Annotated in this window: 26 protein-coding genes; all 26 read right to left on the bottom strand. The window is 46.2% G+C overall.

The genetic code is table 11. From position 1 onward, the window contains the following. Positions 1-18: 18 nt before the first annotated feature. Entirely contained in the window at positions 19-1026 is a 1008-nt protein-coding gene (locus HGO97_RS14670) for a glycosyltransferase family 2 protein (RefSeq protein ID WP_216243047.1), read from the bottom strand. After that, positions 1017-2126: a glycosyltransferase gene (locus HGO97_RS14665; RefSeq protein WP_216243045.1), complete on the bottom strand. Its 1110-nt coding sequence runs from the start codon at positions 2124-2126 to the stop codon at positions 1017-1019. Before HGO97_RS14665 ends, HGO97_RS14670 begins: the two co-directional genes overlap by 10 nt. Continuing rightward, the gene (locus HGO97_RS14660) at positions 2123-3505 is read right to left on the bottom strand and encodes an oligosaccharide repeat unit polymerase (RefSeq protein WP_216243043.1); all 1383 of its coding nucleotides are present in this window, start codon (positions 3503-3505) and stop codon (positions 2123-2125) included. The genes HGO97_RS14665 and HGO97_RS14660 overlap by 4 nt, the downstream gene beginning before the upstream one ends. A 29-nt stretch (positions 3506-3534) precedes the next feature. After that, positions 3535-4620 (bottom strand): glycosyltransferase family 2 protein, encoded by a 1086-nt coding sequence (locus HGO97_RS14655; RefSeq protein WP_216243041.1) that lies wholly within the window; start codon positions 4618-4620, stop codon positions 3535-3537. A 20-nt stretch (positions 4621-4640) separates the two neighbouring features. Then, a complete protein-coding gene (locus HGO97_RS14650; RefSeq protein WP_168866532.1) occupies positions 4641-5861 on the bottom strand; it encodes a glycosyltransferase family 4 protein in 1221 nt (406 codons plus the stop codon). A 17-nt stretch (positions 5862-5878) separates the two neighbouring features. After that, positions 5879-6577, bottom strand: coding sequence for a sugar transferase (locus HGO97_RS14645; protein ID WP_168866533.1), 699 nt, complete (start codon positions 6575-6577; stop codon positions 5879-5881). Positions 6578-6589: 12 nt separating this feature from the next. Beyond that, positions 6590-7795: a DegT/DnrJ/EryC1/StrS family aminotransferase gene (locus HGO97_RS14640; protein WP_216243039.1), complete on the bottom strand. Its 1206-nt coding sequence runs from the start codon at positions 7793-7795 to the stop codon at positions 6590-6592. A 28-nt stretch (positions 7796-7823) separates the two neighbouring features. Beyond that, positions 7824-9809, bottom strand: a complete 1986-nt coding sequence (locus HGO97_RS14635; RefSeq protein WP_216243037.1) for a polysaccharide biosynthesis protein — start codon at positions 9807-9809, stop codon at positions 7824-7826. 25 nt (positions 9810-9834) lie between these two features. Beyond that, the gene (locus HGO97_RS14630; RefSeq protein WP_246597463.1) at positions 9835-11730 is read right to left on the bottom strand and encodes an LCP family glycopolymer transferase; all 1896 of its coding nucleotides are present in this window, start codon (positions 11728-11730) and stop codon (positions 9835-9837) included. A 145-nt stretch (positions 11731-11875) separates the two neighbouring features. Continuing rightward, positions 11876-14029: a protein translocase subunit SecD gene (secD, locus tag HGO97_RS14625; protein ID WP_216243034.1), complete on the bottom strand. Its 2154-nt coding sequence runs from the start codon at positions 14027-14029 to the stop codon at positions 11876-11878. A gap of 30 nt (positions 14030-14059) precedes the next feature. Continuing rightward, on the bottom strand, positions 14060-14497 hold the full coding sequence (locus tag HGO97_RS14620) for a hypothetical protein (protein WP_216243032.1): 438 nt from the start codon (positions 14495-14497) through the stop codon (positions 14060-14062). A gap of 194 nt (positions 14498-14691) precedes the next feature. Next, on the bottom strand, positions 14692-15744 hold the full coding sequence (locus HGO97_RS14615) for an IS30 family transposase (RefSeq protein WP_216243029.1): 1053 nt from the start codon (positions 15742-15744) through the stop codon (positions 14692-14694). A 266-nt stretch (positions 15745-16010) separates the two neighbouring features. Next, the gene (locus HGO97_RS14610) at positions 16011-16511 is read right to left on the bottom strand and encodes a hypothetical protein (RefSeq protein ID WP_216243027.1); all 501 of its coding nucleotides are present in this window, start codon (positions 16509-16511) and stop codon (positions 16011-16013) included. A gap of 16 nt (positions 16512-16527) precedes the next feature. Then, complete coding sequence (locus HGO97_RS14605; protein ID WP_216243025.1) at positions 16528-16935, bottom strand: nucleotidyltransferase domain-containing protein; 408 nt, start codon at positions 16933-16935, stop codon at positions 16528-16530. Further along, positions 16883-17137, bottom strand: a complete 255-nt coding sequence (locus HGO97_RS14600; RefSeq protein WP_216243023.1) for a helix-turn-helix domain-containing protein — start codon at positions 17135-17137, stop codon at positions 16883-16885. The genes HGO97_RS14605 and HGO97_RS14600 overlap by 53 nt, the downstream gene beginning before the upstream one ends. A 439-nt stretch (positions 17138-17576) precedes the next feature. Continuing rightward, the gene (locus HGO97_RS14595; RefSeq protein ID WP_246597462.1) at positions 17577-19160 is read right to left on the bottom strand and encodes a phage tail tip lysozyme; all 1584 of its coding nucleotides are present in this window, start codon (positions 19158-19160) and stop codon (positions 17577-17579) included. Between the two features lie 70 nt (positions 19161-19230). After that, the gene (locus HGO97_RS14585; RefSeq protein ID WP_173724502.1) at positions 19231-19458 is read right to left on the bottom strand and encodes a hypothetical protein; all 228 of its coding nucleotides are present in this window, start codon (positions 19456-19458) and stop codon (positions 19231-19233) included. Positions 19459-19475: 17 nt separating this feature from the next. Then, positions 19476-19829, bottom strand: coding sequence for a hypothetical protein (locus HGO97_RS14580; protein WP_216243022.1), 354 nt, complete (start codon positions 19827-19829; stop codon positions 19476-19478). Further along, positions 19790-19984 (bottom strand): hypothetical protein, encoded by a 195-nt coding sequence (locus tag HGO97_RS14575; protein ID WP_216243021.1) that lies wholly within the window; start codon positions 19982-19984, stop codon positions 19790-19792. The genes HGO97_RS14580 and HGO97_RS14575 overlap by 40 nt, the downstream gene beginning before the upstream one ends. After that, a complete protein-coding gene (locus tag HGO97_RS14570; protein ID WP_216243020.1) occupies positions 19985-21055 on the bottom strand; it encodes a reverse transcriptase domain-containing protein in 1071 nt (356 codons plus the stop codon). Between the two features lie 326 nt (positions 21056-21381). Then, a complete protein-coding gene (gene avd / locus HGO97_RS14565; protein ID WP_216243019.1) occupies positions 21382-21738 on the bottom strand; it encodes a diversity-generating retroelement protein Avd in 357 nt (118 codons plus the stop codon). A gap of 40 nt (positions 21739-21778) precedes the next feature. Further along, a complete protein-coding gene (locus tag HGO97_RS14560; protein WP_216243018.1) occupies positions 21779-22921 on the bottom strand; it encodes a phage major tropism determinant in 1143 nt (380 codons plus the stop codon). Continuing rightward, on the bottom strand, positions 22914-23351 hold the full coding sequence (locus tag HGO97_RS14555; RefSeq protein WP_003023317.1) for a hypothetical protein: 438 nt from the start codon (positions 23349-23351) through the stop codon (positions 22914-22916). The genes HGO97_RS14560 and HGO97_RS14555 overlap by 8 nt, the downstream gene beginning before the upstream one ends. A gap of 14 nt (positions 23352-23365) precedes the next feature. Next, entirely contained in the window at positions 23366-24502 is a 1137-nt protein-coding gene (locus HGO97_RS14550; protein ID WP_003023320.1) for a hypothetical protein, read from the bottom strand. A gap of 5 nt (positions 24503-24507) precedes the next feature. Next, positions 24508-25662, bottom strand: a complete 1155-nt coding sequence (locus tag HGO97_RS14545) for a siphovirus ReqiPepy6 Gp37-like family protein (protein WP_129879522.1) — start codon at positions 25660-25662, stop codon at positions 24508-24510. 4 nt (positions 25663-25666) lie between these two features. Next, positions 25667-26554, bottom strand: a complete 888-nt coding sequence (locus tag HGO97_RS14540; protein ID WP_003023324.1) for a phage tail family protein — start codon at positions 26552-26554, stop codon at positions 25667-25669. Between the last annotated feature and the right edge of the window lies 1 nt (position 26555).

Here is a 26555-nt window from a genome sequence, read left to right as displayed (position 1 = left end):
GTGTACCGTTACACCCATTTATCTGTGACGTACGATATCGGTCTGTTTGCGAATCTTAGAGAGCAGAATCGTAACACCATACCATCTCCGCTGAATCAGCCACAGCATGATCTTATCTTTTATTGATAAACATTCCCCTATATAGGGATTTTTAGACGCATTTGGATAAATCCCCTTCACATATTCCCGAAACTGCTCCAAATAGGGGCTTTTCGGGTCATACAGCAGGACCTCTTTTGTCGGAACAAAAAATGCATGTTCAAACGCCAGATACTCCAATTCGCTTGAAAAGAAATTATAGATCCCTTGTTCCTTAAAATAGGACACGATATCCTCTATCGCCGCCTTCCTGTCCTCAAAGCTTTTCTGGAAATTCTTGCTCCGCATGATGGAGCCCTCATGAAGAATATAATGGTACAAAGGCTTGCTGTCCAAATAGATGATACGCTCTGCTTTTGCCAGCAGCATCGGAACCACCGTCAGATCCTCATAATTCCTTCCCAAGGGATATTGAAGTTCTGTTTCGCGCCAGAACTTGGTCCGGTACAGCTTATTCCATGGACATGGGGTGGTAATCAGCATTTTGGGAACCTGCCCCACATTGATCGGAGTATCCCGCTCTACATTCATGCTCCATCTATCTACCCGGCCTGTGCTCTCCTCAACTTCCTCAAAATCCAGGATTACTATATCTGCTCGGTTCCTCATAGCGGCATTGGCTGCATATTCGACGAATTCAGGCTCCACATAGTCATCACCATCCACGAACATCAGATAGGTCCCCCTTGCTTCTGCCACGCCAAGATTTCTCACATCCGCAACCCCACCGTTTTTCTTATGTATGACTCTGACTCTGGAATCTACATTTGCAAAATGGTCACAGATTTCTCCGCTTTTATCTGTTGACCCATCATCGATCAATAAAAGTTCTAATTCCTTCCAAGTCTGATTTCTCAGGCTTTCAATACATTTTTCTATATAACGTTCCACATTATATGCTGCTACAATTACAGTGACTAGTGGCATACAATCCTCCTTAACTGCTCTTTCTGCCTGTCCAGATCATAATTTGCTGCTTCCGCCGTCAATGCTACCTTCATTCTGTCATATCTGCTGTGCTGCAGGATGAAACCGGCCCACTTCTCTGTGCCGTCTGCCAGAGGCAGGAAATGACAATGGTCCTGTATCTTAGCTTCCCGGGTAATTGTGTCACTGAGCACACAGGCAAGCTTTGCACACTGTGCCTCCACCCCAACAATCGGAAGCCCCTCGAATCTGGATGGGAGCACGAACAGATCCATAGCCTGATACAGCCTGTCTGCATCTTTTCTCCATCCAAGAAACCGAATACAATCTGTAAGCCCTCTCTTTTTTACCATTTCCCGGACTTCTTCCAGTTCAACACCTGTACCCGTAAGAAGGAAGACACTATCCTTTTCTTTCTCATGGATATCAGAAAACAAATCTATCAAAAACGGATAATTCTTGGCATAACAGAAATTACCGATATGCCCGATCACAAGCTGCTCATCCGTAATCCCCAGTTCTTTTCTTACCTGCCTTCGAATCTCCTCCTTGTACTGGAAACGATTCCGATCCACTGCGTTATAGATTACTTCGAACTTTTCAGACTGCACAATCTTTTTCGGAAAGATCCACTCCCCTGCCTTGACGGAACAGCCATAAAATCTGGTGCCGGCTCTATAAAAAAACATCTTGCAGATTCGGTGCACCACATCATAGACCAGACGCTGGGCCGTGCTTTCGCAGTCATTCCCACTGGAATGGCTGTGAATCGCCCGTTCCTTCACTCTCATCTTTTTCGCCGCGAACGCAGCAATACAGTCGATGGCTGTTGAGACATTCAAGTATATCATATCGTAATGTTTCTGTTGCAATACGGCACATACCTGTCGAAACTGTCTGACTGGATGCCTCAGGCTGGCGATTGGGTACAGATTACAATGATATTGTGCTAAATATGTTTTCAGTTCTTCATGTACTTCATCAGTCAAGAAGTCTATCTGTACGTCCTGATTCTTCACTGCATCCAGAAAATTCAGCAAATACTTATCGACTCCTCCCGCTTTGCCGTCCATAATAAATCCGGCTAATATCCGTTTCATACCTCTTCTTTTTCTCCTAACTGGCAAAACCTCATCGCGTATCCTAAAAACAACCAGAAACACAGATTCTGAGGTGCATTCACATAAAATATAAAGGATAAAAATATCCCTGCCACAAACAGTGCTCCCGCAGCAGACACAGAGAAAATCGTTTCTGCAACATCTCCACCAGGAACCTGATACACCCTTTTAAACAAGATGACGCAGGTATTTCCAAGCAAAATCAAGAACAGCACTCCCCCCAGGATTCCCTGGCTGACCAGAACATCCAGTTCCAGGTTGTGCATGGAATCATACTGAACACCAGACGCATTCTTCACCAGATACCCTTCTGAAAAATTTTCTTCGGAATATCCGGCGATATTTCGGTATCCAATCCCGACAATCGGAGATTTCTCTACAATCTGCAGTCCATTTTTCCAGATTTCGAACCGCCCATTACTGTAATCTTTTTGTAGATCCTTTTTCCGATTTGCCTTATTGACAGGTTTTGTTGTTTTCTTGATGTTCATCAGCTTTACAATCTTTTTATCCAAGGGCTGGTATGCCTCATTTAAAGCATATGTCCCCACGCACAAAATACCTGCGGCAAAAATTACACAGACCAATTTTAGGATAAGACGCTTTACATGCCGGCCGCTCTTTTTTTCAATCCAGGCATACACCATTCCAGCAAAGATAACCCCTGCCGTAAGCGTCACAATGCCAGTCCTGGAATTTGACAGGACCAGATACAGGTAATTTATCAAAAAACACAGGACAGCCAGAATCCTTTTCCAAAGCTTTTTCGTCCTGCTAAAGAGATAGATCAGCAGGAACATTGCAATGATCGAGATTGTAGCTCCATGGTTCGGATCGTCATAAATCCCCCACAGGCGGTTCCAGCGGTAACCAATAGAATGTATCTTCCCGGTTCCGTCTGTATAGTCAAATCTTCTCCCCCAGCATACCATCGTCAGACTGACAAGGTTGGCGATTGTACAGTAAACGATATAAATACCAGATAACCACTTTAACTCTCTTCGGATTTCATCCCCTGACATATCAAACGCAGAAATGTAACCGAGGAGAATCGGCAGCACCAGCCAGATCAGCCCCTTTAAATTGCCTGACACTCCAAATGACAGATGCAGTGCAGCACTGATGACATAGCTTAAAATAAATGCCGCCAAAAACCACAGATTATAGGCGGATTTGTAACGTTTATACTGAAACACCATTCCCAGCACCAACAAAAGCCCTGCGGCCGTGATAACATAGGATGCCACATTCATCCAAGCCATTCCATTGATAAACGCGTTGAATGCAAGCAGCAAATACACCAGGTAACAAATCTTGAAAATAAATAACGCCTGTTTAAATTTTTTGTTTTCTGTCATAATACCCCTTATTTCTTTTCTTGAATCCACTACCTCCCTGATTTAATCTTTGAATAAACCATTGGCAGAAATTTACGAATTACATAGATCCCCCGCCCCATAATCAAACAAAGGATTGCCCTCTTCCACCTAAATAATACTAAAGCAATACGAAGTGACAAACTTTCCTTTGCTCTCGCTACTGGTATCAACTCATTGAACAGCCCATCCGCGAACACAGATCTGCACCACTTGTAACGCTGTGCATGTGTCATTTCGGAACGCTTGTCGCAGTTCCGCTCTAATGCAGATAAAATATAACGGGCATATAAGCTTCCCAGTACGCTTCTGATTTCCTCTGTACAGATTCCCCAATAGGAGAACTGATCGAATAACATATCGATCCTCTGCTTATGCAAGACAAAATAATCCGGTACGAATTTATTTGTCAGGTTTGCCTCCATACGCTTTCCATAATGGTAAGGTGTGATTGGCAGGATATTCAAGGATTCGATATCCATAAAATATTTCACATTGAAGGTGATATCCTCAATCAGCCTGATACGCTCAAAATCAAGCTTTAACTCCCTGATATAATCCAACAGATAAAACTTATTCCATGCATAGCCATACAAGGTCTCTTGTTCCAGCTCTATGATATGTGGGCGGAATTCCTCGGCACTCTTAAAATAATGCTCCTTGGGGCAGATAGAGTGCGTATACGTAAGTCTGCCCTTTTTATCGTAGTATTCCTCCACATGCCCGAACAGCACCACCTGCGCCGGACTGCGCTCTATGGAATGATATACCTGCTCTAACAGGTCTGCATCCACATAATCATCCGGGTCCATATACCAAATATACTTTCCGGACGCAGCCCTTGTCCCTGTGTTGCGGGCTGGGCTTAATCCCTGGTTCTTTTCATGATGCAGCACTCGGATTCTGGAATCCTCTGCAGCATATCTCTCTGCGATTTCTCCACTTCTATCCTTCGTACAGTCATCCACGACGATGATCTCCCAATCCTCGAAGGTCTGCTTTCGTATACTTGAAATCGCTCTGTCTATATACTTTTCCACCCCATATGCCGGCATGACAACGGTGAAAAAAGGGTTCCTTTTCTCTGCTTTATCCATAGATGTACCTCATTGTATTTCTATTTTTCGATCAGTCCTCTGATCAGTTCTTCAATCTTTTGATAAGACTTCGGACGGTCGAACTGCTCTTTCGCAATCTGTCTCGCCCTTCTCCCCATCTCAAGTCTTGTCTCTTCATGATTGTATAAATCTTCAATGGCATCTGCGAGGATTCCTACATCCTCCGGCTCGATATTCACTCCAAAGCCGTCCTGTTCCACTTTGTTACGGAACTCTGGACTCATACAGGTATTGATCATTGCCTTTCCTGCCGCCAGATAGTCTCCGATTTTTGTCACAATACTCTGCGGAGCCTTTCTCACAAAGGAATTGACCAGAATATCGGATTTTTTAAGATAGGCTGCCATTTTATCGTAAGGTGCATATCCAACAAATTCGACATTGTAGATCTGCCGCTCATTGGCAAGTGTCTCCAGTTCTTCCTTCATTGGACCTCCGCCCAGGATTTTGATGCGTATATCCTGATATCCTCTCTTTGCCAGCTCTTCTCCAGCTAAGACCAGTGTCTTGATATCGTAGCTTGTACCGATCGTCCCGGCATAAGACACCCAGAACTGATGATCCGCCTTTACCACGATGGCGTCATTCTCTTCGGCCCCCTGGTCAAACACAGAAATTTCATTCCCCACGTATACAGTCGCCTTGGGCACGTTCCTGTTCTGATGCTGAAAAGGTCTGTCCCGATATTCATCGGAGGTTCCGATCACACCGGACACCAAAGAATATACCTTCTCCGCATCTCTTTGAAGCGGATAGAAGAGAATCGGACTGACTACCGGAATATCCAAAACCATACGCATCGCTTCCGGCCACAGGTCATTGACATCCGCCACGAATGGAATGCCCTTTTTCTGCGCATATTCTGCGGCCGCAAGAGCCACATCATTCGGTGGAATCTCCGCATACAAAAGATCGTAATCCCCTTCCTTTTCCAGCAGTGCCGTCAGATTCTCCGCTGCGATCCTATGACTGCGGATTCTTCTTAAATCCACATTCTTCTTGTAGCCCGGCTCATAGATGAACTTGATCCCGAACTGATAGTCCTCTTTTTGAATCTGCTCAATATCCCGCTGTTTCTTTTCCCAATGCTGAAATGTAGTCGTGATAAGGTCTACCTGATATCCCGCCTCTGTCAGAAAATCACAGAGATAACGGAATCTTGTATATCCCTGCTCTCCATTCAGCCTGACTCCCATTGTAATAACTGCAATTTTTTTCATGTTGTCACCCTGTTTTCTCACCTTATTACAGCGAATGCCGTATCTATCATGATTTTTAAGTCTCCCCAAAAACTGAAATTCTTCAAATATTGGAGGTTGTACTTCATTTTCATCGGAAGGATATGCTCCACATATACTTCATCTACTGATTTTCCGGTCTCCTTCTGGTACTTTTCTACCCATTCATCTTCATCCTTGAACAGAATACTGGTCCTGGATGTAATTCCCGCCGGAAGAAGCAGTGTCGCCATCATCTCTTCTGAATAGTGATCCACATATTTCTTCACCTCGGGTCTTGTACCGACAAAAGACATGTCTCCGTTCAATACATTAAAAAGCTGCGGCAGCTCATCCAGCCTGCATTTACGCAGGAAGCTGCCAGCTTTTGTGATTCTGTCGTCCTGTTTCTTCGTAACAAGCGGGCCCTTTTTGTCAGCGCCAGTGACCATAGTCCTGAACTTGAAAATACGATATGGTTTCCCATATCGCGTAATTCTTTCCTGCCTGTAAAAGACAGGACCTCTGCTATCCAGTTTTATCCACAAAGCGAGTCCTGCCATGATTGGGGACAGAACAATAGTCAAAATGAGCGCAAGTAAAAAATCCATCGCGCGTTTTAAACGCAGGCTGGATTCCTTCTTTCTCAGCTTTTCATAATAGGGCCTTACATGTCCATTGCGCATGGACGCCGGCAACTGTTCCCAATGTGGTATCATTGTCTCTGTCTCCTATCCCATCTCCATAATCAATGTATCTGCCACAAACCGAACCTGCTCATCTGTCAGACATGTATGCAGCGGCAGTGTGATCTCATTTGCAAACTGCGCATAGGCATTCGGAAAATCCTGGATGTCAAAGCCCATATTCTTGTATGCGCTCAGCATCGGGAGAGGCTTATAATGGACATTTGTCGCAATCCCCGCCTCCGCCATTTTTGTAATCATATTGTTACATTCTTCACGCGTTTTGTCAAGCACACGTACTAGATATAGATGTCCACTGGACCTATGCGACTCCCCATAGTGGTTAAGCACCTCGACCGGGCAGCCTTCTAAGGCAGCGTCATACTGCCGGATCAATGCCTCTCTGCGCCGCAGAATTTCTGGATACCGTTTGAGCTGGACCAGACCGATCGCCGCCATGATATCTGTCATATTGCATTTATAATATGGTGCCACAATATCATATTCCCATGCTCCTGCCTGTGTCTTTGCCAAAGCATCCTTGGACTGGCCATGCAGGGATAAAAGCATATACTCGCGATACAGCTCTTCGCTGTCAATTCCCACATCCGTAACTGCATGGGACCAGGTAACCGCGCCTCCCTCGGCAGTCGTCAGGTTCTTGACTGCATGAAAAGAAAAACAAGTGAAATCTGCGATTTGACCACATCTTCTGCCTTCCCGTTCCGCCCCGAATGCATGTGCTGCATCCGCCATGACCAGAATCCTGCCCAGTGCTTCCTGGCGTTCATTGGCCGGATGGAACAGTTCTCTTTTCTCTTCAGCGATCTGAAAAATTTCATCATACCGATCATATATGATACCGGCCAGGTCCACACAGATCACTGCCTTGGTGCGTTCCGTCACAGCTTCGCGCACCTTCTGCGGATCCATATCAAAGGACCCGGGCAGCGTATCCACAAGTACTGGAGTTGCTCCCACATGGCAGATACAACTGCATGTAGCCGTATACGTATATGCTGTCGTGATGACCTCATCTCCTGGCCCGATTCCCATGACTCTGAGCGTCTGCTCCAGACAAGCCGTTGCTGAATTCAGGCAGACTGCCCGTCCTGTCCCAACAAACTGCGCGATCTGACGCTCAAATTCTTTTGTCCGCGGACCTGTTGTGATCCATCCGCTCCGAAGGGTTTTTGCAACCTCTGCGATTTCCTCCTCTGTAATATCCGGTGGTGAAAATGGTACTTTCATCGTCTCCTGTCCTCTTTCCTCTCTGATACTATGAACTTTTTTCTACCTCGTTATCTGCCACGCTTCTGTTCAGGAATGCACTCGGCAGATTGGAGCTTGTATCTGTAAATTCCTTCTTCCATCCAGCCTGAATCTGCTGGTCACGGATAATATCCGCCTCACGCAGATGATAGGTCGGCACGATCTTGTGAACGATCCGCTTCATCTGATCTGTTTCCGCATACGCTTCTCTGTACAGATCCTCCAGGTCCCTCAAAAACTCTTCCTCGTCGAACTCAATCGGCTTACCAATATGAATCTTATCATTTTCCGTGTTCTCAAGGCCTTCCTCCGCCATCAAAAGCTCTTCATATAATTTTTCCCCCGGACGTAATCCGGTATATTTAATCTCAATATCGACCCCCAGGGTATAGCCGGAAAGACGAATCAGGTTCTTTGCAAGATCTACGATTTTTACCGGCTGCCCCATATCCAGCACGAAGATTTCCCCGCCCTTGGCACTGGCTCCTGCCTGCAGAACAAGTGATACAGCTTCGGGGATGGTCATAAAGTAACGGATGATCTCCGGGTGCGTCACTGTCACTGGACCGCCTTCTTCAATCTGTCTCTTGAACAGCGGAATAACGCTTCCGTTGCTTCCCAGCACATTTCCGAACCGGACAGCAACATATTCTGTCCTGGAACGATTGTTGAATACCTGGATGATCATCTCGCACATTCTCTTCGTCGCTCCCATGATATTCGTAGGATTGACTGCCTTGTCCGTGGAGATCAGAACAAACTTCTCTACCCCGTAACGGTCCGATGCCAGTGCGACTTTATAAGTTCCGAATACATTGTTCTTGACCGCCTCATTCGGGCTGTCCTCCATCAGCGGCACATGCTTGTGTGCAGCCGCATGATAGACAATATCTGGACGGTACTTCTCGAATACGCTGTTGACCTTACGTCCATTGCGCACGGAACCAATTAAGACGACCAGATCCAGATTTGGGTATTTGGACTTTAATTCCTGCTGGATATCATAAGCATTATTCTCATATATATCAAAGATAATCAGCTGCTTCACTCCGTTCGCTGCAATCTGTCGGCACAGCTCACTTCCGATGCTTCCACCGCCGCCTGTGATCAATACGACCTTATCAGACACATAACGCCCGATCTTCTCTGTGGTGATCTGAATTGGGTCTCTGCCAAGGAGATCCTCGATCTCCACATTGCGCAGTTTGGATACACTGACCTCTCCATTTACCAACTGGTAGACCCCCGGGAGAATCTTAAGCTCACAGCCCGGTATCTTCTGACAAATCTCCAATATCTTCTGACGCTCTCTTTTGTCCGCACTTGGGATTGCAATAATGACTTCGTTGATTCCATATTTTTCTGCATACTTTAAAATCTCATTTCTACCGCCAACGACCTTCACTCCATGGATATAAGTCCCATGTTTTCTTGGATTATCGTCGATCACACAGCAGATCTTCGCATCCAGCTCTGTGCTCAGCTCCAATTCCTTCATGACGACGTTGCAGGCCTCCCCGGCACCAATGATCATGGTATTGCGCACATGGCGTCCGTGAATATTTCCACGGTACAAAAGACGCATCAGCCGGTAGGAGAACCTGCTTACGCAGGTCAGCAGAAACAGAGCTGTCGCATAAAGCAGGAAATAGCTTCTGTAGATGATCTTGTAAGTCAAAAAATAAGCTAAAATATTAAACAGCACGGATATTGCACATGCCTCTATGATGTAGACCAGCTCCTTAATGCTCGCGAACCGCCACAGGCTCGTATAGAGCCGGAAGACCGCGAAGATCCCGACAGTAACGATCGTATTTGCAATGGCCACATCCCAGACAGATGTGTAATATTCAATTGGTATCTCTGAGATATGCATGTTAAAGCGGACCCACAGTGCCAAAAAGGAGCTGATATTTATAAACGCAATATCGAGCAGCACTAAACATATTTTATAAATGATTGATAAGTCCCACTTTTTTATTAATTTCATCATATCTTCTTCCTCTGTATCATCAGATTTATTCGGCAACTACGGAATCAGGAAGAGTCTCGCCCTTCTCAACAGCGTCGATTGCCTGTTTGATGGCCGTAATAGAATTCATATCCGGCTGTGTTACATATAACATATTACCTGGTGAGGAGTAGCATTCCTGCTCATCGCCCGTTCCTTCGGCGGACATGGACTTGATATTCCATGCTGCCCCTTCTGCAAGCTGGCTCTTGATCAATTCCTGAATCTGTTCCTGGGACATATTCGTATCCACATTTCCGCTCACACTGCTCAACAGGCCGTTCGCCCCTGTGAGGATCGCAGGTGAGATTGCCTTCTTGATCATCGCCGTGATGACAGCCTGCTGGTTCCTTCCTCTCTGGAAATCGCCGCCATCCACGTTATATCTCTCACGCGAGAATGCCAATGCCTGTTTTCCGTTGAAGTGGTTCATGCCCTGTGCTACATTCATGACCAGCCCGGAATCATCACTGGTGGTGAAGGATTGCTCTGAATCCACATCAACCCCGCCCAGTGCATCTACCATCTCAATCAGAGATGTGAAGTTCACCCTTGCATAAAAATCAATCTCTGTATCATACAGTGATGACAATGTGGCCATAGAAGCATCCACTCCATAAATACCTGCATGAGTTAGTTTATCCTTTTGCCCGCCTGATATTCCAGGGATTTCTACATAGAAATCACGTGGTGTCGTAACAAGCAGGATCTGATGTGTCGTTGGATTCACGACCGCGATCATATTCACATCGCTTCGGCTGTTCGTCTCAATGGCTCCGAATACGTCGATACCACTGATGTATACGGTAAAGCAGTCGTCATCGACCTTGACATCTGCCGCCTTATTGACCAGCTTGCTTGTGATCTCATGGGAGTAAATAATCTTGATGCTGTCGCTGAATCCCTCAAAGGACTCTTCCAGAATCAAGGTGTAAGCATCATTGTAAATGATTGCGCTGACATCCCCGTCATGCAGTGCCTCTGCCTGTTCGTTCAGGCTCTTATACTCTACGGTAGCAATATCTCTTCCCGTCTCACTATTGATTTCTTCAATAGTGGCTCTCATATCGTCACCCTTTAAGGCATACTGGACACCAAAATTATACTTCTTCGCATCATCGATGGTCTCTGCCGGATCACTGGATAAAACAGCGACCACCATCTTATCTACCTTCTTATCTCCACCGCTGATCGCCTTGACCGTTCCGTTCGTCTTAAAGATATAATAAGAACCGAACACCAGCACGATGGACATCAATACGCTCAGTACTTTTCCGGCAATCGCCTTTTTCTTAGAGATCAACTGGCTCACCAGCGGAATGATCCATAAGAAAGCCAATACCCCGATAATGATTCCCAGATATTTCATTGGCAGCATATTCAGGATGAACAGTGCTGCAATGAATACGAGCGTCACCGCGAATTGGATTCCGCATAAAATGATTCCGACCTGTTTGCTCACTTTATTAGACGCATTTTTTCTTCCCTTTGCATTCCTGGTGCCTGCATTTCTGTTCGGTCCGCTCTTTGGTCCGCCTTTCGGGCCATTCTTTGGTCCGCCGCCTGACGGTCTGCCTGAATTTGCCTTGCCGCCTGGCCTGTTCGGATTCCCTTTGGATGTTCCAGGTCTGCCCGGATTTGCTTTGGCTGAGCCTCTGCCGGAACCTCCCTTTGCTGCGTCCAAGCCGCCCCTGTCAGGACCTCTCTTTGCTCCACCTTTGTTCACGCGCTTTGCTCCCCCATTACTTTCCCCGGCTCCAGGTTTTGGCCTGCGTTTTCCAGATGTTCCTGGCTTTGCTGGCTCACCGCCTGCGCCCTGTCTGGCTTCCATCCTGCGGCGCTTTGCGGCCTGTTCCCTCCTATACGCTTCTTGCTCACTATCACTCATGTTTTTTTGGCCCATTGGTTCTGCCCCTTCCATTTCTTTATTCTATCAATTCGTATCATTGCTGTCATTGTATACATACCAAGACATAATATCATTTTTCAACAATTTTCGCAACATAAGGAATTTTTCTTTAAGAAAATTTAAGGAACCTAAGGGCATTCTATTTTTTCCTATTTTTCCAGGTCACCCATACAGCACTTGCGATACAAATGGAGGAATAACAGCCGCTGATCATTCCGACCAGCATAGGAAGTGCAAATATTTTGATGGACTCTATGTTATAGACCACTGCAAAAATCAGTACGATGGCAACGCACAACACCGTCGTGAATGCGGTATTAATGGACCTTCCGAGAGTCTCTGTGATACTTATGTTCACCAGCGGCACGATTCCTTCCTTCGAATGTTCTCTCATATGTTCCCTGATTCTGTCATATAAGACGATAGTATCATTGATCGAGTAGCCAATGATCGTCAGGGTAACTGACACGAATGCATCATTCAGCGGAATCTTGCATACTCCGAATACGAGAAATACAATAAATACGTCATGAATCAGCGCAATTACTCCAGAAACGCCCGCTGACAGGCCCGACAAGGCGGAAAAGCGGAACTTGATATAAACGACGATAAATAAAGCCGCCAGTACAATCGCCAGAGCTGAATTCTTCAATGCCCTTGCCCCGATATAAGGTTCCACTGCATAGGACTCGGAAGATTGGTAATTCTGTTTTGCATCCGTTGCCCGGATTGTTTTCAGTACCTTCTCCTGTTCTTTCGGCGTCATCCCCTGATTGCCGCCCAGATTCAGAACCAACTTTTTCTGACCGGATACAAAATCCTCTCCTGCCTGGGCACTTACCGGCCTTCGTATGGCCCGTTCCACAGCGGCGGCAGTCTTTTCTGTATCTGGAGAGCCCTCACAAGTATATTTTAAGATGACCCCTCCGGTAAACTGGGTATCCAGAGTCACGCCGCGCACGGCGCTTATGATGGTACCAGTTGTCAGGACCACAGCGGTAAAGAGAAAGATGATTTTTCTTTTCCCGAGGAAGTCGATGGTCTTACGGACTTTTTTCACATAGAACAACTTCGGATTCTGGAATCTTGGATAGAGAATGATGGAACTCAGCATCACTCTTGACAGCCATACCCCTGCTAAAAGGTTGATCAGAACACCTGTCAGAAGAGTATATCCAAAGCTTAACATCGTTCCCGAACCAAAAATCATCAAAATCACTGCAACTGCCGCTGTCGTTATATTCCCGTCCAGCACAGAGGAAAAGGCATTTTTGTATCCCCGCCTCACCGCAGATTTCAGGCTGGTCCCGTGCTGCAGCTCTTCTCCTATCCGTTCACTGATGATGACATTCGCATCCACGGCCATCCCCAGCGACAGGATCAGACCTGCAATTCCGGGAAGAGTCAAGGTGTACTGTGGAACTGACAAAGCCAGCACTTGCAGGCTCATCTGGAAAATCAGAGCCAGACAGGCAATAAATCCCGGCAGACGGTAGTAAAAAATCATAAAAAGGCACACCAGGGCAAATGCGGTTCCTGCTGCCATGACCATAGCCTTTAGCGCCCCACTCCCCAGTGTCGGGCTGATTGTATTATAATTTGTTGTCTTTAAAGAAAACGGCAGCGCCCCGGCATTGATCTTGTCTGAGAGTGCCTTTGCATCCTCCTGAGACTTCATCCCATTGATGACCGCCTCGCCCCCCTGAATGGGCCCCTGTACGACGGGATTAGAAATCTGCTCATCATCCATATAGATTCCCATGGGCTGCCCGGTCAGTTCTTTCGTTGCCTCATAAAATTCTTTTGCCCCGGTTTTATCGAACTCAAGAGAAACCTCATAGGCATTGGTCTGTTTGTTCCGTACGACCTGGCTGTCCTTGATATGCTGCCCTTCTACGAGAACCTTTCCCTTGGCATCTTGAAAGGTCAGTCTGGCCGTCTCACCAAGTTCCGCGATTGCTGCCTCCGGGTTAAACTCCTTTTCATCGGATTTCCATGGAAATCTGACGATGATATCTCCATGATCCTTGTCGACCGTCACCTCACGGTCCAGGATATTCTGTGCATCCAGCCTGTTCTCAATGACAATCCTGGCCGACTCCATATCCTGCGCCGAGGGCGTACCTTTCACCCCATCCGGCTCAAAAACTGCCTCTACTCCGCCGCGGATATCGATTCCGAACCGCATATCCATGGCTCCCTTCAAGCCGCTGCCCAGTCCAAAAATGGCAGCATAAAGAAATACTGCTATCACACACAGCACAATCCATATATTTCTTTTATTTACTTTCAAAATGAGTCCTCCTCTTCTATGATTACTTTGCTAAGAATGAGAGAACCCTTTCCTTTTTCCATCGAATAATTGGAGAATCTGAATCTGACGCATGGTACGTTCCACGAATCGCATGCAGATAGAACAGACAGCGGCCCATGGCCTGCCGTCCAAAAGAAAATGGAAGATTTCAACAACCACAAAAATACCGAGCAAAAATACAACAGACTCTGCGGACTCCTCCTTAAGACTGCCTGTTTTTATCAACGCTGTGTCCCCTGACTCTGGAGACAGGGCACTATCTGGAATCCCTGCAATGTGCCGGGCGGAAGAATCCAGGCTTTGGTTCTCCACAGTGTCTCCACAGGCGTGGATAGGTGCCTGATCGTATGCAGATAAAAGCTTCTCCCGGCCAGTGCCGAACGAACAAAGGAGCTTGATGAGAGCCAGTAATAGACATGCTGACAGTTTAAAACACTTACGCTTCATAATGCTCCCTCCTTTCTTCCCGGCTTCAAAACGTCAAAGCGGATATTCTAAATCCGCTTCGCTGCTTTCCTGATGAGTTTAAAGTATAGAATTATTATAACGACTCTTCCCTTCCCATACAACCGTTATTTCTCATAAAGTATTGATTTCTTAAAAATGTCAATATTAAATGCGACACTTTTTTAAATTTTTTTCTATCCTATTTTTCTTACCTCTTCCGTGAATAATTCCCCTGCTGTCCTATATTTATGTATCCGGCGTGGATAGTTGTTTATCCAGTTTTCTATATTCTGTATCTCTTCGTCAGTCTTGCTGTCAAAGTTTTCCCCTTTTGGTATCTTCCGGCGCACCAGTTTATTTGTAACCTCATTTGTCCCACGTTCCCAACTGCTATACGGGTGGCAATAATATAGCTTTGTCCGTTGTTCGCCCTCTTTCAATATAGAGCGCTCCAATTCCTCGCAATATGCAAACTCGCTGCCGTTGTCTACTGTTATCGTCTTAAATACTTGCTTAAATAGTTCTCCCCATTTTCTCTCTAATCTGTCTACTGCGCTTACTACCTCTGCTGCCGTGTGTTCTGGCAGCTTAAAAATAATTTCCGCTCTGGTCTTTCTTTCCGTCAGTACAAGCAGACTATTTTTTGATTTTCCACGTTTACCTATTACGCTGTCCATTTCCCAATGTCCAAACTCCTTACGCTCTTCCACCTCGTCCGGGCGCTTTTCAATGCTTGTGCCTGCTGCCGCTCTGGTCTGTTGCTTATCCACTTTGTTATATTTCCGCTTTTTATTTTTCTTCACTGGCAGATTTTTATTTGTCAGCCTTAAAAATATCCCCTTATCAATATAGCTGTAAAGAGTGGTTACGCATATCGTTGTTTTAAATTCCCCCTCTTTTCCCTGCGCCTTAATTTCTCCCAGTACCGCTGCTGGGCTATAATCTTCATTTATTATTTTGTCCTCTATGTAATTCGCAAGTTTTATGTCATTCCCTATTTTAAGTACCCCGCCCTTACTTTTCAAATTTTCTCTATACTTATCGTCGGCAATATCTGGGCTATAGCGTTCCTCTGTCGTAAGGTCTGAATTGAGCGCCGTAAATATCCCCCGCTTTACTTCTCTGTATATCGTGCTGCGGTGTACGTGCAGTAGGTCTGCAATTTCCTTTATGCTGTGTCCTGCCTTTAATAACGCCTCTATTTTTATCCTATCCGCCTTTGTCAGATGCTTAAAGCCCTTTGCCATTTTCTCTACCTCTCTTTTGTTCTATATACGACGAAAAGCCGCAAACTCTTTTACAAGTCTGCGGCTTACGCTCTTATCCCCATTTGCAGCATTTCTTACAAGCTGTATATTTCTTTTTCGCTTGGCTTAGTGGTATGCCCTTTGCATTTTTCATGCCAGAGCAAGTAGGCTTACTATGGTACTTCTTGCTGCTTTGGTCTACGTATACTATTGTTTCTCCTGCTGGCTGCTGTTCTTTTTGTCGTTCTTCTACAATAACATCTAACTCAATATTGCACCCGAACGTATGTACCCCCCCCCCCAGAAATTTCCAGTATTTCTGCGGTGTACCGGGCATCTGGGTATTTTTCTGCCAAATCCTTTGCCAGCTCTGCTGCAAGGTTTCCCAGCACCTTATTACCACATTTCACATATGCGGCAGGCTCTCCATTAAAGATATATTTTTCTACCTCTACCTCTTCGTCTCCCGTCATGCTGCTTAAAATGTCTTGTCTGTTTTCTCCGTCCTCATTGTCATAAGTAACACCCACTAATTTTGTGCGTATCGTCTCTGCTATCCGCTCATTTGCAGATGCAGGCGCAACGTGTGACACTGTTTTTTTATCTGCCTGCTGCCCTGCTTTTCCTTTCGCTCCCGCAAATGCGCATACTGCGGCAATTACCAGACAGCCTACCCCGCCCGTGACATTCCCGGACGGCAGCGCAACTACTCCACTTACTGCAAATAATGCGGCTACTCCCAATAAAATAATTTGTTTCTTTGCCATAGTAAACCCCTTTCTCTTACCTGTTTCTTTTTTGTCCATTCAAATATTTTTCGCTTGTGTGCGTGCTTTTTGCCGCTTGCATCTTTACTCCCAGTATTTCTATTTCGTATGTTTGCCCCTCTATGCTGTAAAGTGCCGAAAATTCCAGCGGTATATAAGTGTCGTCCACTTCAAAACTTTCTATCATGCAACTGCTCCATTTGTACCCCATGCTTTCAAAATATCTTATCAATTCTCTTACATAAGTATCCTCTACATATTCTGCCTCGCAATCCACTAATTCCTCTGGCTTTTCTTTCACGTATAAATCAATATCGCTATATTCTGTTTGTGTTCCATATGCGTAACTTCCAGTAACTATTACTCTGTCTCTAATTGTTTGCAATATCTCTATCAAATTTTCTTTCGTTCCATTTCTGTACATTGCTACAATCTCCCAATTCTAAAATTTTGTCAGCAGATGCGTTAAGCTCTCTACAAATTTTTACCAGCATTTCTACTGTTGGTACGTGCGCCCCGTTCTCCCAGCGGCTAATATCCTTTTGATGTACTTGCAGGCGTTCCGCAAGTTCTTTCTGTGAAACGCCTGCTGCCTTTCTTGCTGCTCTTATATTTTCGCCTATCATTCTTTACCTCTTTTCTCTTTCGCTCTCATTGCCAGCGCTACCAGTAGCTTTACCAGCCCTACGGCTACTAAAAATATGCCTAACTTCAAAATCATGCTCTTTACTCGGCTTTGGGTTTATGATATATTTTAAGTAGGTGGTGGGCTTTCGCCCACCGGATACTCAATTTAATAGCTTATCTATTATAATAAGTATCGTTCCTACGATTAAGTCTATTAGTGCATTGACTGCCAAATCTTGCCACTTGATAGGCTTTTTCTTATGTTTCTTTTTCTTACCCATTGCGCCGTTTCTCCTTTCTAACGCTTTGCGTTTATTTGTTCTTTTCTCCTTTCCATGTTTTAATTATATACCAGCTTTGGTATATTGTCAACGCTTTTCAAAGAAAATATGTAAAAAAATAAGGGCGTGCCGCACATAAACCGACACGCCCAAACACTTATACCAGCTTTGTGCAGTAATCAAGACTTACCCAGCCAGCGCCGCTTTTCAGCTTTCCCCAGCCTGCCGTACTTCCCTTTCCTGCCTTTTCTTCCACAATCGTAAATACACCTCTGCCCGTATATTCTCCCGTTACTGCGTAACCTGTGCCCGCTCCCGTTCTTATTCTAAGGTCGTCTACGTCAATCTGCACTTTATACGGCAGTTTCTTTGTTGTCTGCTTACTGTATACCGCCTTTCCGTCCCAGTCATAGACTGTATACCCCTCTTTGCAGGCGTTCTTTGCGTTTTCCAGTTCTTCAAACGCTCCCAGCTGGCTTGTTGCATCTTTCCAGCTCTTGCGCACACGGTACAGCTTTTTAATGGCAGGCGCTACCGCTCCCCCTGCGTATTTTCTATAGTATCCGTCGCCATATCCTGCCCGCTGTTTCTTTACGTTTTCGCTCTGGTCTGCTGGCTTTTCGTACCCAGTAAGCACCGCATCAGACGCAGCACGTACAGACGTTGCATTTTTCAGAGTATCCATAACAGACTTGTACCCCTGCAATTCTTCCCACAAAAAGGCAAGCTGCATAGCAAGGTTTCCAATAGACACGCCCGCAGCTTTCGCATAATCAAAAAGTGCCTGCTTTCTGGTGTAAAAAGTCCACTGCGCCAGCCCATAGCCTGCACTATCATTTACAAAATTTCCGTAACTGCCAGCGTCTACAGCTTTTGTATACTCTTCGTCTCCCATTCCCAGCTTATTATTATAGGTATTCTGTAAATTACATGGATTAAGCCCACTTTCCGCAAACAGATTTCCCATTAAGCCAGCCACCGCATAGGCATTTAACCCTTTTTTCGTGAAAAAGTCCCATATTTCTTTTTCTTGTACGTTCCCAGTATCCGGCTTGCTTTCGCTCGTTTTCGGATATACCGCTTTGCCGTTCCAATCGTAGACGGTATACCCAACTTTGCACGCTTTCTTTGCGTTTTCCAGTTCTTCAAACGCTCCCAGCTGGCTTGCTGCATCTTTCCAGCTCTTGCGCACACGGTACAGCTTTTTAATGGCAGGCGCTACCGCTCCGCTGATTTTCTTCTTAAACTCGTCCCATGTATGTGCTGTTGTATTATATACATACGGGTTCGGGCAAATCTTACCCGTAACGTCATAATGCCGGATAACATGAGACGCAGGCACATTGTACTTATCCATTAAATATCGTGTCAGTTCTGCCGCAGCCTCTACCGTTGCGTCCTCAAAATACCAGTCTTTATCTGTTGCCCCCATGCTGGCTGTATTTCTCTTTCTTACGCAAAGCTCAATACCGATACTGTTAGCGTTTCTGCACTCCCCATGCTTATAGCTGCTTGCCCCGCAGTGCCACGCTATATTAGCGTCCTCTACGCTCTGCCATATTTCCCCGTCAAACCCTACAAAATAATGCGCAGAGGCGTTACGGTTTCCCCCAGCATAATACTGGCAATTTTCCTTTGCGCCGCCCAATGCGCCTACGTAATGAATTACAATGTATTTAATGCGTGAAATACTTCCCGGATTATGATTGTATCCGCTTATCAGTCTGTTTATTTTCTTCATACTCTTTCTGCCCTTTCTGAACGAAAATAAGCGCCTGCGGTTTCCCGCAAGCGCTCCGTGCTGCTCTGTCTTACTCTTCGGTTACTTCTCCCTCTTCCAGTCCAATGTTTGCGCTGTCTGTAAGCCCCTCGCCAATGATATAAGCCACTACAGACGCTCCCGCCATAATCAACGCTGTTACCTGCGTTGCGGTATTTTCTGCGCCGCCAGTCGCTACAATCATCATGGAAACAAACGACGCTACCGCCGTCCATAATTTTCTACTTGTCAACTTTCTTACCCAATCAATTTTTTTCATAATACTTTGTCCTTTCTTTACATATTCTGGGCTATCATGTAGATAAGCCCCGTTGCCAACGCACCAACCACCGACCCTACAACGGTATTAATGGCTTTTTTCTTTACTTCGTTCCATGCGTTCCCCGGTTCTTCCTCTAATCGTCTGATACGCTCGCCCTGTTCTTTCTGTTCTGATAGCATATCCTGCATCTGTATCACTAACTTTTCGATAGATGCAGTCAGCTTATGTATCGCTTTTGTATCCTCTTCAATAACTGCAATTCTTTTGTTCTGTCTGTCGTCCTCGTCTCTAATCCGTTCCAGCTCTACTACCAGCGCCTCATTTCCGCTTACCCGTATTCTGTCTCGGTTTCTCCACCATTTACCCACAACCTTGCTGCCCTTTCTTTCAGTTCTCTTGCATCATAGCCCGCCGTCTGCTCCCATTGTTCCAGCGTCTCTACCAGTTCCACAATCAGCGCACTTTGCTGCTGTATAGTTTTCTGCTGTTCTTCCAGCGTCTTTAGTAAGGCGTTTCCTGCCATTTATGAAATGCTGCCCCCTTTCTTTTCCGCTGCCTGCGCCAGCATGATTATTTTCTTTTGTAAATTATAGCTGTCGGCGTGTCCTGCGTGTCCCGTCCAGCTCTGTATACTCTTTTGTAACTGCTCTTTTGTAATCTTTCCTCTTTCGTACTTCTTAATAGTTTTCTTGATGCGCTTAACGCTGTCTGGTCTTACTTTCCTATGTGTTGCACGGTGTTTGTATCCAACAAAATCTATGCCATTCTTTGCGGCTAAAATCGTCGTCTTAGGGTTCAGCTCTAACCGCAGTTCGTCTCTTAAAAATCTTTCAATCTCTGCCAGCCAGTACCGCAGTTTTTCCTTATCTGGGTTAAGTATTATAAAGTCGTCCATATACCTTTCAAACTCATTAACGCCCAGCGTGTGCTTTATGTACTGGTCTAACTTATTGAGATAAATATTAGCAAACAGCTGGCTTGTAAGGTTTCCTACTGGTATCCCTATGCCGTCTGGCATCTGCCCGTTATGGTCTATTATCCGGTCTATCAGTACAAGCGCTTTCTTGTCCTTAATGACTTTTCTTATCTCTGCCTTAAGTATCTCGTGTGTGATGCTCTGGAAGTAGTGGTGTATGTCTGCTTTGATTGCATATAGCGGCTGGTCTTTATGGTACTTGTCCCAATCATATAGCCAGCGTTGCAGCGTATCAGAGGCAGCGTGCATACCTTTATCTTTCCGGCAGGCGTAAGACTGCGATATAAACCGCTTATCAAATATAGGCTCTAACACGTTGTTTATGGCGTGCTGTACCACCCTGTCATAGAACGGCAGTGCCATTATCTGCCGCTCTTTCGGTTCGTACACCTTAAAGTAATGGTATTCGCTCGGCTCATAGGCAAGGTTTAGAATATCTTCCCGCACCTTGTCTAAATTTTCCTCTTTATCTTTCGTAAAAATCAGTACGTCTTTTCTGTGGCGCTTACACTTTCTGGCTTTGTTATATGCTTTCTGTACGTTTCCGTAGTCGCCCATAGCCTCTAAAAGCGTAATGTGCCGCCCGTCCTTATCGGTAATGTATCCTACTCTCTTCAAGTATTAAGCTCCTGCCTTTCGCCGTAGCTACTAACCAGCAGCCGTATTTTTTCTCTTTGCCTCACGGCGGGACAGCCGCTCTGACTATAGGATATTAAACACTCGGTCTTATCCCTTTCTAAGTCCTTGCCAGTATTCCGTAGAACTCTGTGCCTGTAATGTTCTCACTAAGTCACACGCCCCACGAGCGCCAATGTTCGTATTGACATTCCACGGGTAATTGTTGCAATTCACGGCACGAGCGCCGCAATTCGCCCCATTGTTCCAGTTGCCGCCCGCTATCAGCGCCGCCAGAGGCTGTAAGTAAGCAGCTGCCCCATATCCTGCTATTTTCTGGTCTTTACCTCTTCTATCATTTCGCCCAGCATAACGCCTATTTCTTTCAGCTTGCGGCAGCTCTCGCCGTAGTGCCGTGCGTTCATGGCGCTATATTCCAAATCATGCGCCAGCCGCAGCAATTCTTTACTTTCCTGCAATGCCGTATCTACCGTGTATAAGTGGCTTTTCGTCGCCGTCTTATCCCACTTTATAACCTCTTGCAGCATTTCAAGAATTGCGTTTCTGGTCGCCGTCTGTAAACTGAATTTCTCATACTTTGGGTACTTCGTAAGCAGAGGGTAAATATATAGCAGAAAATCGTATATTTTCTGGTGTATAATATCTGTTTTTGTCTGTATGTCCATGCCTTACCCCCGTTTATCCGGCTGGGCTTTCGCCCGCCGTCTACAGAGAGTCACACGCCCCACGAGCGCCAACGCCCGTATCGACAAGCCACGGGTAACCGTTGCAACGCACGGCACGAGCGCCGCAATTCGCCCCACTGTTCCAGTCGCCGCCCGCTACCAGCGCCGCCAGAGAATATGCGTAATACTGGTAAATGTTACCAACGTCGTAAGACTTCTCGCCTGTATTCAATGGGCTTTTCTTGTCCCAGCCCCACGCTACGCTTGCGTGGTAGTCTGCATTTGTTGCGTGTTCCGCTCTTGTAATAAGCTCGTCCAGCCATTCCCATACACGCCCCACGGCATCTACAACGCCCACGGAAGAAACGGCATTTACTACGCTGCCCGTTACGCCTCTGCCTGTATTGCTGGTGGCGCTCCATGCGTTTGTATTTGCGTTATCCAGTCCGGCAGGGCTGCCAAAAGCATAAGCGCAAAACTCCGCATAGTTCGGCAGGCGCTTACCGCTCTTTGCCAGACGTTCTACAAAGTTGTACCAGTTCATGCTTTCTGTACCCGTCATAGGTGCGCAGCCGTACTCTGATTTTAAGCCCTTTGCTCCGTCGTCAGAATTAAGGTAAATATCTACCCATGTGCCGCCGCCTAAATATACCATACCCTCTGGGCTGCATTTCGGGCGGTGTCCCAGTGTCCATACAGAACGTGGTACAATGCCGTTGCTTACTGCACTTTCCCAGCCAGTGCCAAAAATAACACTGCTGCCATTAAGCGGCTGTAAATTTCTGTCCACCTTGCGGCAGCGTCCATAATGAAAGCCGCCGATTTTACGGCTGTTTGTAGCGTTCCAGCCTGTCGGGTATGTAGAGTTAAGGGAAATTACGTATTTCTCGTCTGCGCTGTCAATTCTGCTGTCGCAGATATATACGTAATAGTCCTTACCTACCGCAAAAGCGCTGCCTGCGTCCAGATTAGCAGCCGTAAGAATGGTATTTGCTGTCTTGAAAATTCCAGCGCCACCCACGGCAATTACGCAGCCCTCTACTACGGTCAGCTCATTTGCTCCGCTGGCATAAATGTACTCGTTGCTCGGTGCTACAATATCGCTGATTGTAGCCATTTTATTTACATTCAAAAGCGCCCTTGCGTCTGTCTTTGTAACGTCGTCCACTAATAATCTACTCATACTGCTTTAATACTCCTTTCAGTGCTGCAATGTCGTCTGTTGTCATTCCTGCCACGGTGTCTGTGCGTTCCAGCGCAATTACCGTGCAGCCCGCTTTTACTGCTTTGGAAAGCGTGAGGGCTGTTCTGTCGTTTCCTGCCTCTCCTGCTGCCGCTGCCTCGTCAGTCTGGATATGTGTTACTCCCTGCACCGTGCCGGATACGCTGCCCGCTACAAACTTCATGCCTACTGCTGCCTCGTCGCAGTAATATACCGTAACCGCCTTTTTCTCTTCCTCTACAGCTGCTACGCCGCACTCAATATAGCGCTGGTTCTCTGCGCTCTCGATTTTTGCCAGCAAGTCTGCTGCTGCCAGTTCTCCGCTTGCTACCATAGCAAGGCAGTTGTAATAGTCCTCTTTTGTCTTTAATACCTTTGGAAACCCTTTCATAGTCTGCCACCTTTCTAAAATGTATTTGCAAGATAGGAATTACCCACGTAGGTAGCCCCTAATACTGCCGTTTCTTCTGTTCTTTCGTAATGCTGGCTCATATATGCTGCACCCATGTAGCACAATCCCAGTACAGCGTCATGCTTATAGTCAATGCCCCAGCCGCTTTCTACCCTCTTAAGCCGCTCGTCCAGCGCTGCTATTGCCTCTTTGGTTTCTTTCGTGCCTGCCTCTGCCTGCTCTTTCACTTCCTGCATGGCTGCTGCCAGCTCTTCAATTTGCAGTTGCAGGCTGCCTGCTATGTCCCCGCCCAGCTTGTCCTTGATGCTCTCAAACCATGTGTTAAATTCGTTTTCAGCGTCCGACTGGAATAGCTTAATTTTTGCCATAAAGTCTGTATAGGCGCTTAAAAGCTCATTGTCCCAGTTATCAAGTGTACTTTCAAAACTGCTGTATCTTTCGTTAAACTGGCTCTCATACTGCGCAAATAAACCCTCTGTCTTGCTTACGTAGCTGTCATATACGCCCGCAATCTCTGTAAGGTACTTTTCCATACTCTGCTTATATGCGCTGAACTCGTCCAGCACGGCTGCGCTGTAGGTGTTGAAAAAGTCCGTAAACTGCTTTGTAAGCACGCTTGCGTCTATCTCTTCCACCGTTCCCGTCACAATGCCACAGACTGCGCTATTAAACCGCTGGTCTGTGATATTCTGCGTCTGTATCCTTGTTACGCCCTTGCCTACGTAAATATCTGCAAGTGCAAGCTCCCATATTTCCGTAGTGCGGGTTACTGCCGTTGCTGTCGGCTTTGCAGACGGTGTGCCTTTCAGCACCGCAATATACATATCTCTTTGCGGCAAATCCCAGCGAACTACTACCCTGTCCACCCTGTTAAGCGCTCCCTCTGCCGTATCCAGTGTTACGCTAAGCGTTGCAGGATTTCTAAAGGCGTAGCCGTTTATAAAGGCATAGCCTGCATTTACTCTTATTTCCATGCCGCTGTAAGCTACCACCTGTAGCCCGTCGCTCGGCTTTGGAAAAATGCCGTTTGCAATGAAAGTAGCAAAGTACCACGCCCAATCCTCGGCTTTATATACCCTGTCGTACTCTCCGTCTACTGCCACGGCATTAAACGGTAAGCTGTTTGCCATTTCTGCTACCTCACTTTCCTAATCTGGTCTACCAGCGTCGGCAGGCTGTCGCCAAAAGTCGCCTCTATGGTTTCCTCGCCTTTCTGGTATGTTTCTGTTACTTCTGTAATACGTGCATCTATCTGTATGCCCCACTTGGTTTCTTTGCAAGTAATACGGTCGCCTAAATCAAAATCAGCCTTAAATTTCAAGTTTGAATTTGTATTTATGGTACTTACAAAATTTATGTTCTTGCCGTAGTTTTCCAGCTCTGCGCTGCCTCTCGTTTTCAGCATTGCAATATAGGTATTCAGCGGTATTGTTACCTCTGTTTCCCCTTGCTGGTACTTTCTGGCAATGTCCGTAGCGTCGCAGAATACCTCTACCAAATCCAGCCCCGTTGCGCCCTCGCCGTCCACTGTGGTTACTGGCTGGCTGCCGTCGTCGTCAGCTGCTCCCTGCACATAAATAAAGTTGCCGCAGTTCTCTATACTGGCTGTATATTCCTGCTCATTGACATTATCAAAATCTCTTGAAAATATGCAGGGCGTGTTACCCTCGGTATTTGTGGCTGTAAGGTCATTGCCCTTATACAGATAAAAGCCAAACAGTCCCTCTCTTTCGTTAAGCAGAATGTCATAGCCCAGCTTTCCAGCCTGCGCCCTTGCCTTTACTTCCTGCCCCAGTTGTGCGTATACCTCGTTTGCATATTCAACCGCCACGCCGTCTATGGTTTCCTGCGCCAGAAATGTAAACAATGGAAAACGTCGCTTTGTTCCTGCTGCGCTGCCGCAGTTGTTTTTTACCATAAGGTTTATAAGGTACTGGTTTGTACCTGTTGCCACAATCTGCGGATAAATGCAGCGCTTATTAAGCCACCAGCTAAGCATATAGCCCTGTGCCTCTAACTGCTCTAAGCCGTTCTCGTCTTTGGTAATGTGTACGTAGGTTATCTGCGCTGCCCTGCGCCATACGCCGCCGTCAGCGGTCTTTACTTCCTTTTTCCCGTCGTGCTTGGTTATTAAATTGCCCTCTACCAGCAAACGGCTGTTATTGTCCGTAATCGGCGCAAGCAGGCTAAAAGTTCCTACGTCAAAATACTTTGTATGCCATAGTAGGCTTGCCAGCTCGTCTATAGCTCCCAGCGGCTGCACCGTCTTATCGAATACTCTAAGCTCCATACCGTCACACTCCTAAAAATTCCTTGCTGTAGAATATGGATACTTCCAGAGAATTTACCCCGCTGGCTGCATCATACCTAAACATATTGTCGCCTATGGCAAGCTGCATAAATGTACTGTCTACATCAATGTAGCGGAAATAGTCGGTTTCTACGCCGTCCCTTATCAGCTTAGCGCCCTTGCTGCCGTACTTCGTGTTAATCTCTATCACGTCGCCCGTTTTCATGGTGGCGTTAATCTGTATAAATTCCTCGGTATCCACATTAAGCAGTATCGGGTTTGAAACTGTCCCCAGTGCTGTAAACCTTATCCTCATTCCTGTTGATACGTCGCCCTCGTTGTAGCAGTCCACTATTACGCTTTCTGCCCGGTATCCGTATATCATGCTCTTTGTGCTGTCCTTTTCGATAACGCAAGGAAAATGCCACGCAGCCACCCAGCTTGCTATATCCTCTTTTGTTTCTTCCTCTTCCCGCCAGAACGGGTTAAGGCACTCTATTTGTAAATCAAACTCATAAAGTACCTCTTTCTTTAGTATCTTAGGCTCTCCATACGCCCTGCAATCAATCACACGCTTAAAGCCGCCATACTCATACACCAGCGTAGCGCTAAGCTCTGGGTTGAATATCTTAAGCATACGGCGGCGCAGTTCCAATGCCTGCGCCTTGTCCCGTGTGTTGATATGCCCCACTACGTCTATGTCCCTTGCCTCGATACGCTGCCCTACGTAAGTGTCGCCGTGCTGTCCCATACTGTTTGTGCTGTAAATGACGCTCGTAACGCCGGAAATACCCTCTACGTCTTTACTTATGTTGCAATGGTATACGCTGTCTACTCCCAGCTCTAACCGCTCGCCCCTTGAATTTATGTAAGTCAGTTTTTCATTTTCCATG

This window comes from Faecalicatena faecalis (assembly GCF_012524165.2).
GTDB classification, from domain to species: Bacteria; Bacillota; Clostridia; order Lachnospirales; family Lachnospiraceae; genus Faecalicatena_A; species Faecalicatena_A faecalis.
Note: the sequence above shows the minus strand (reverse complement) of the source record. Positions and strands in the feature narration are given on the sequence as shown.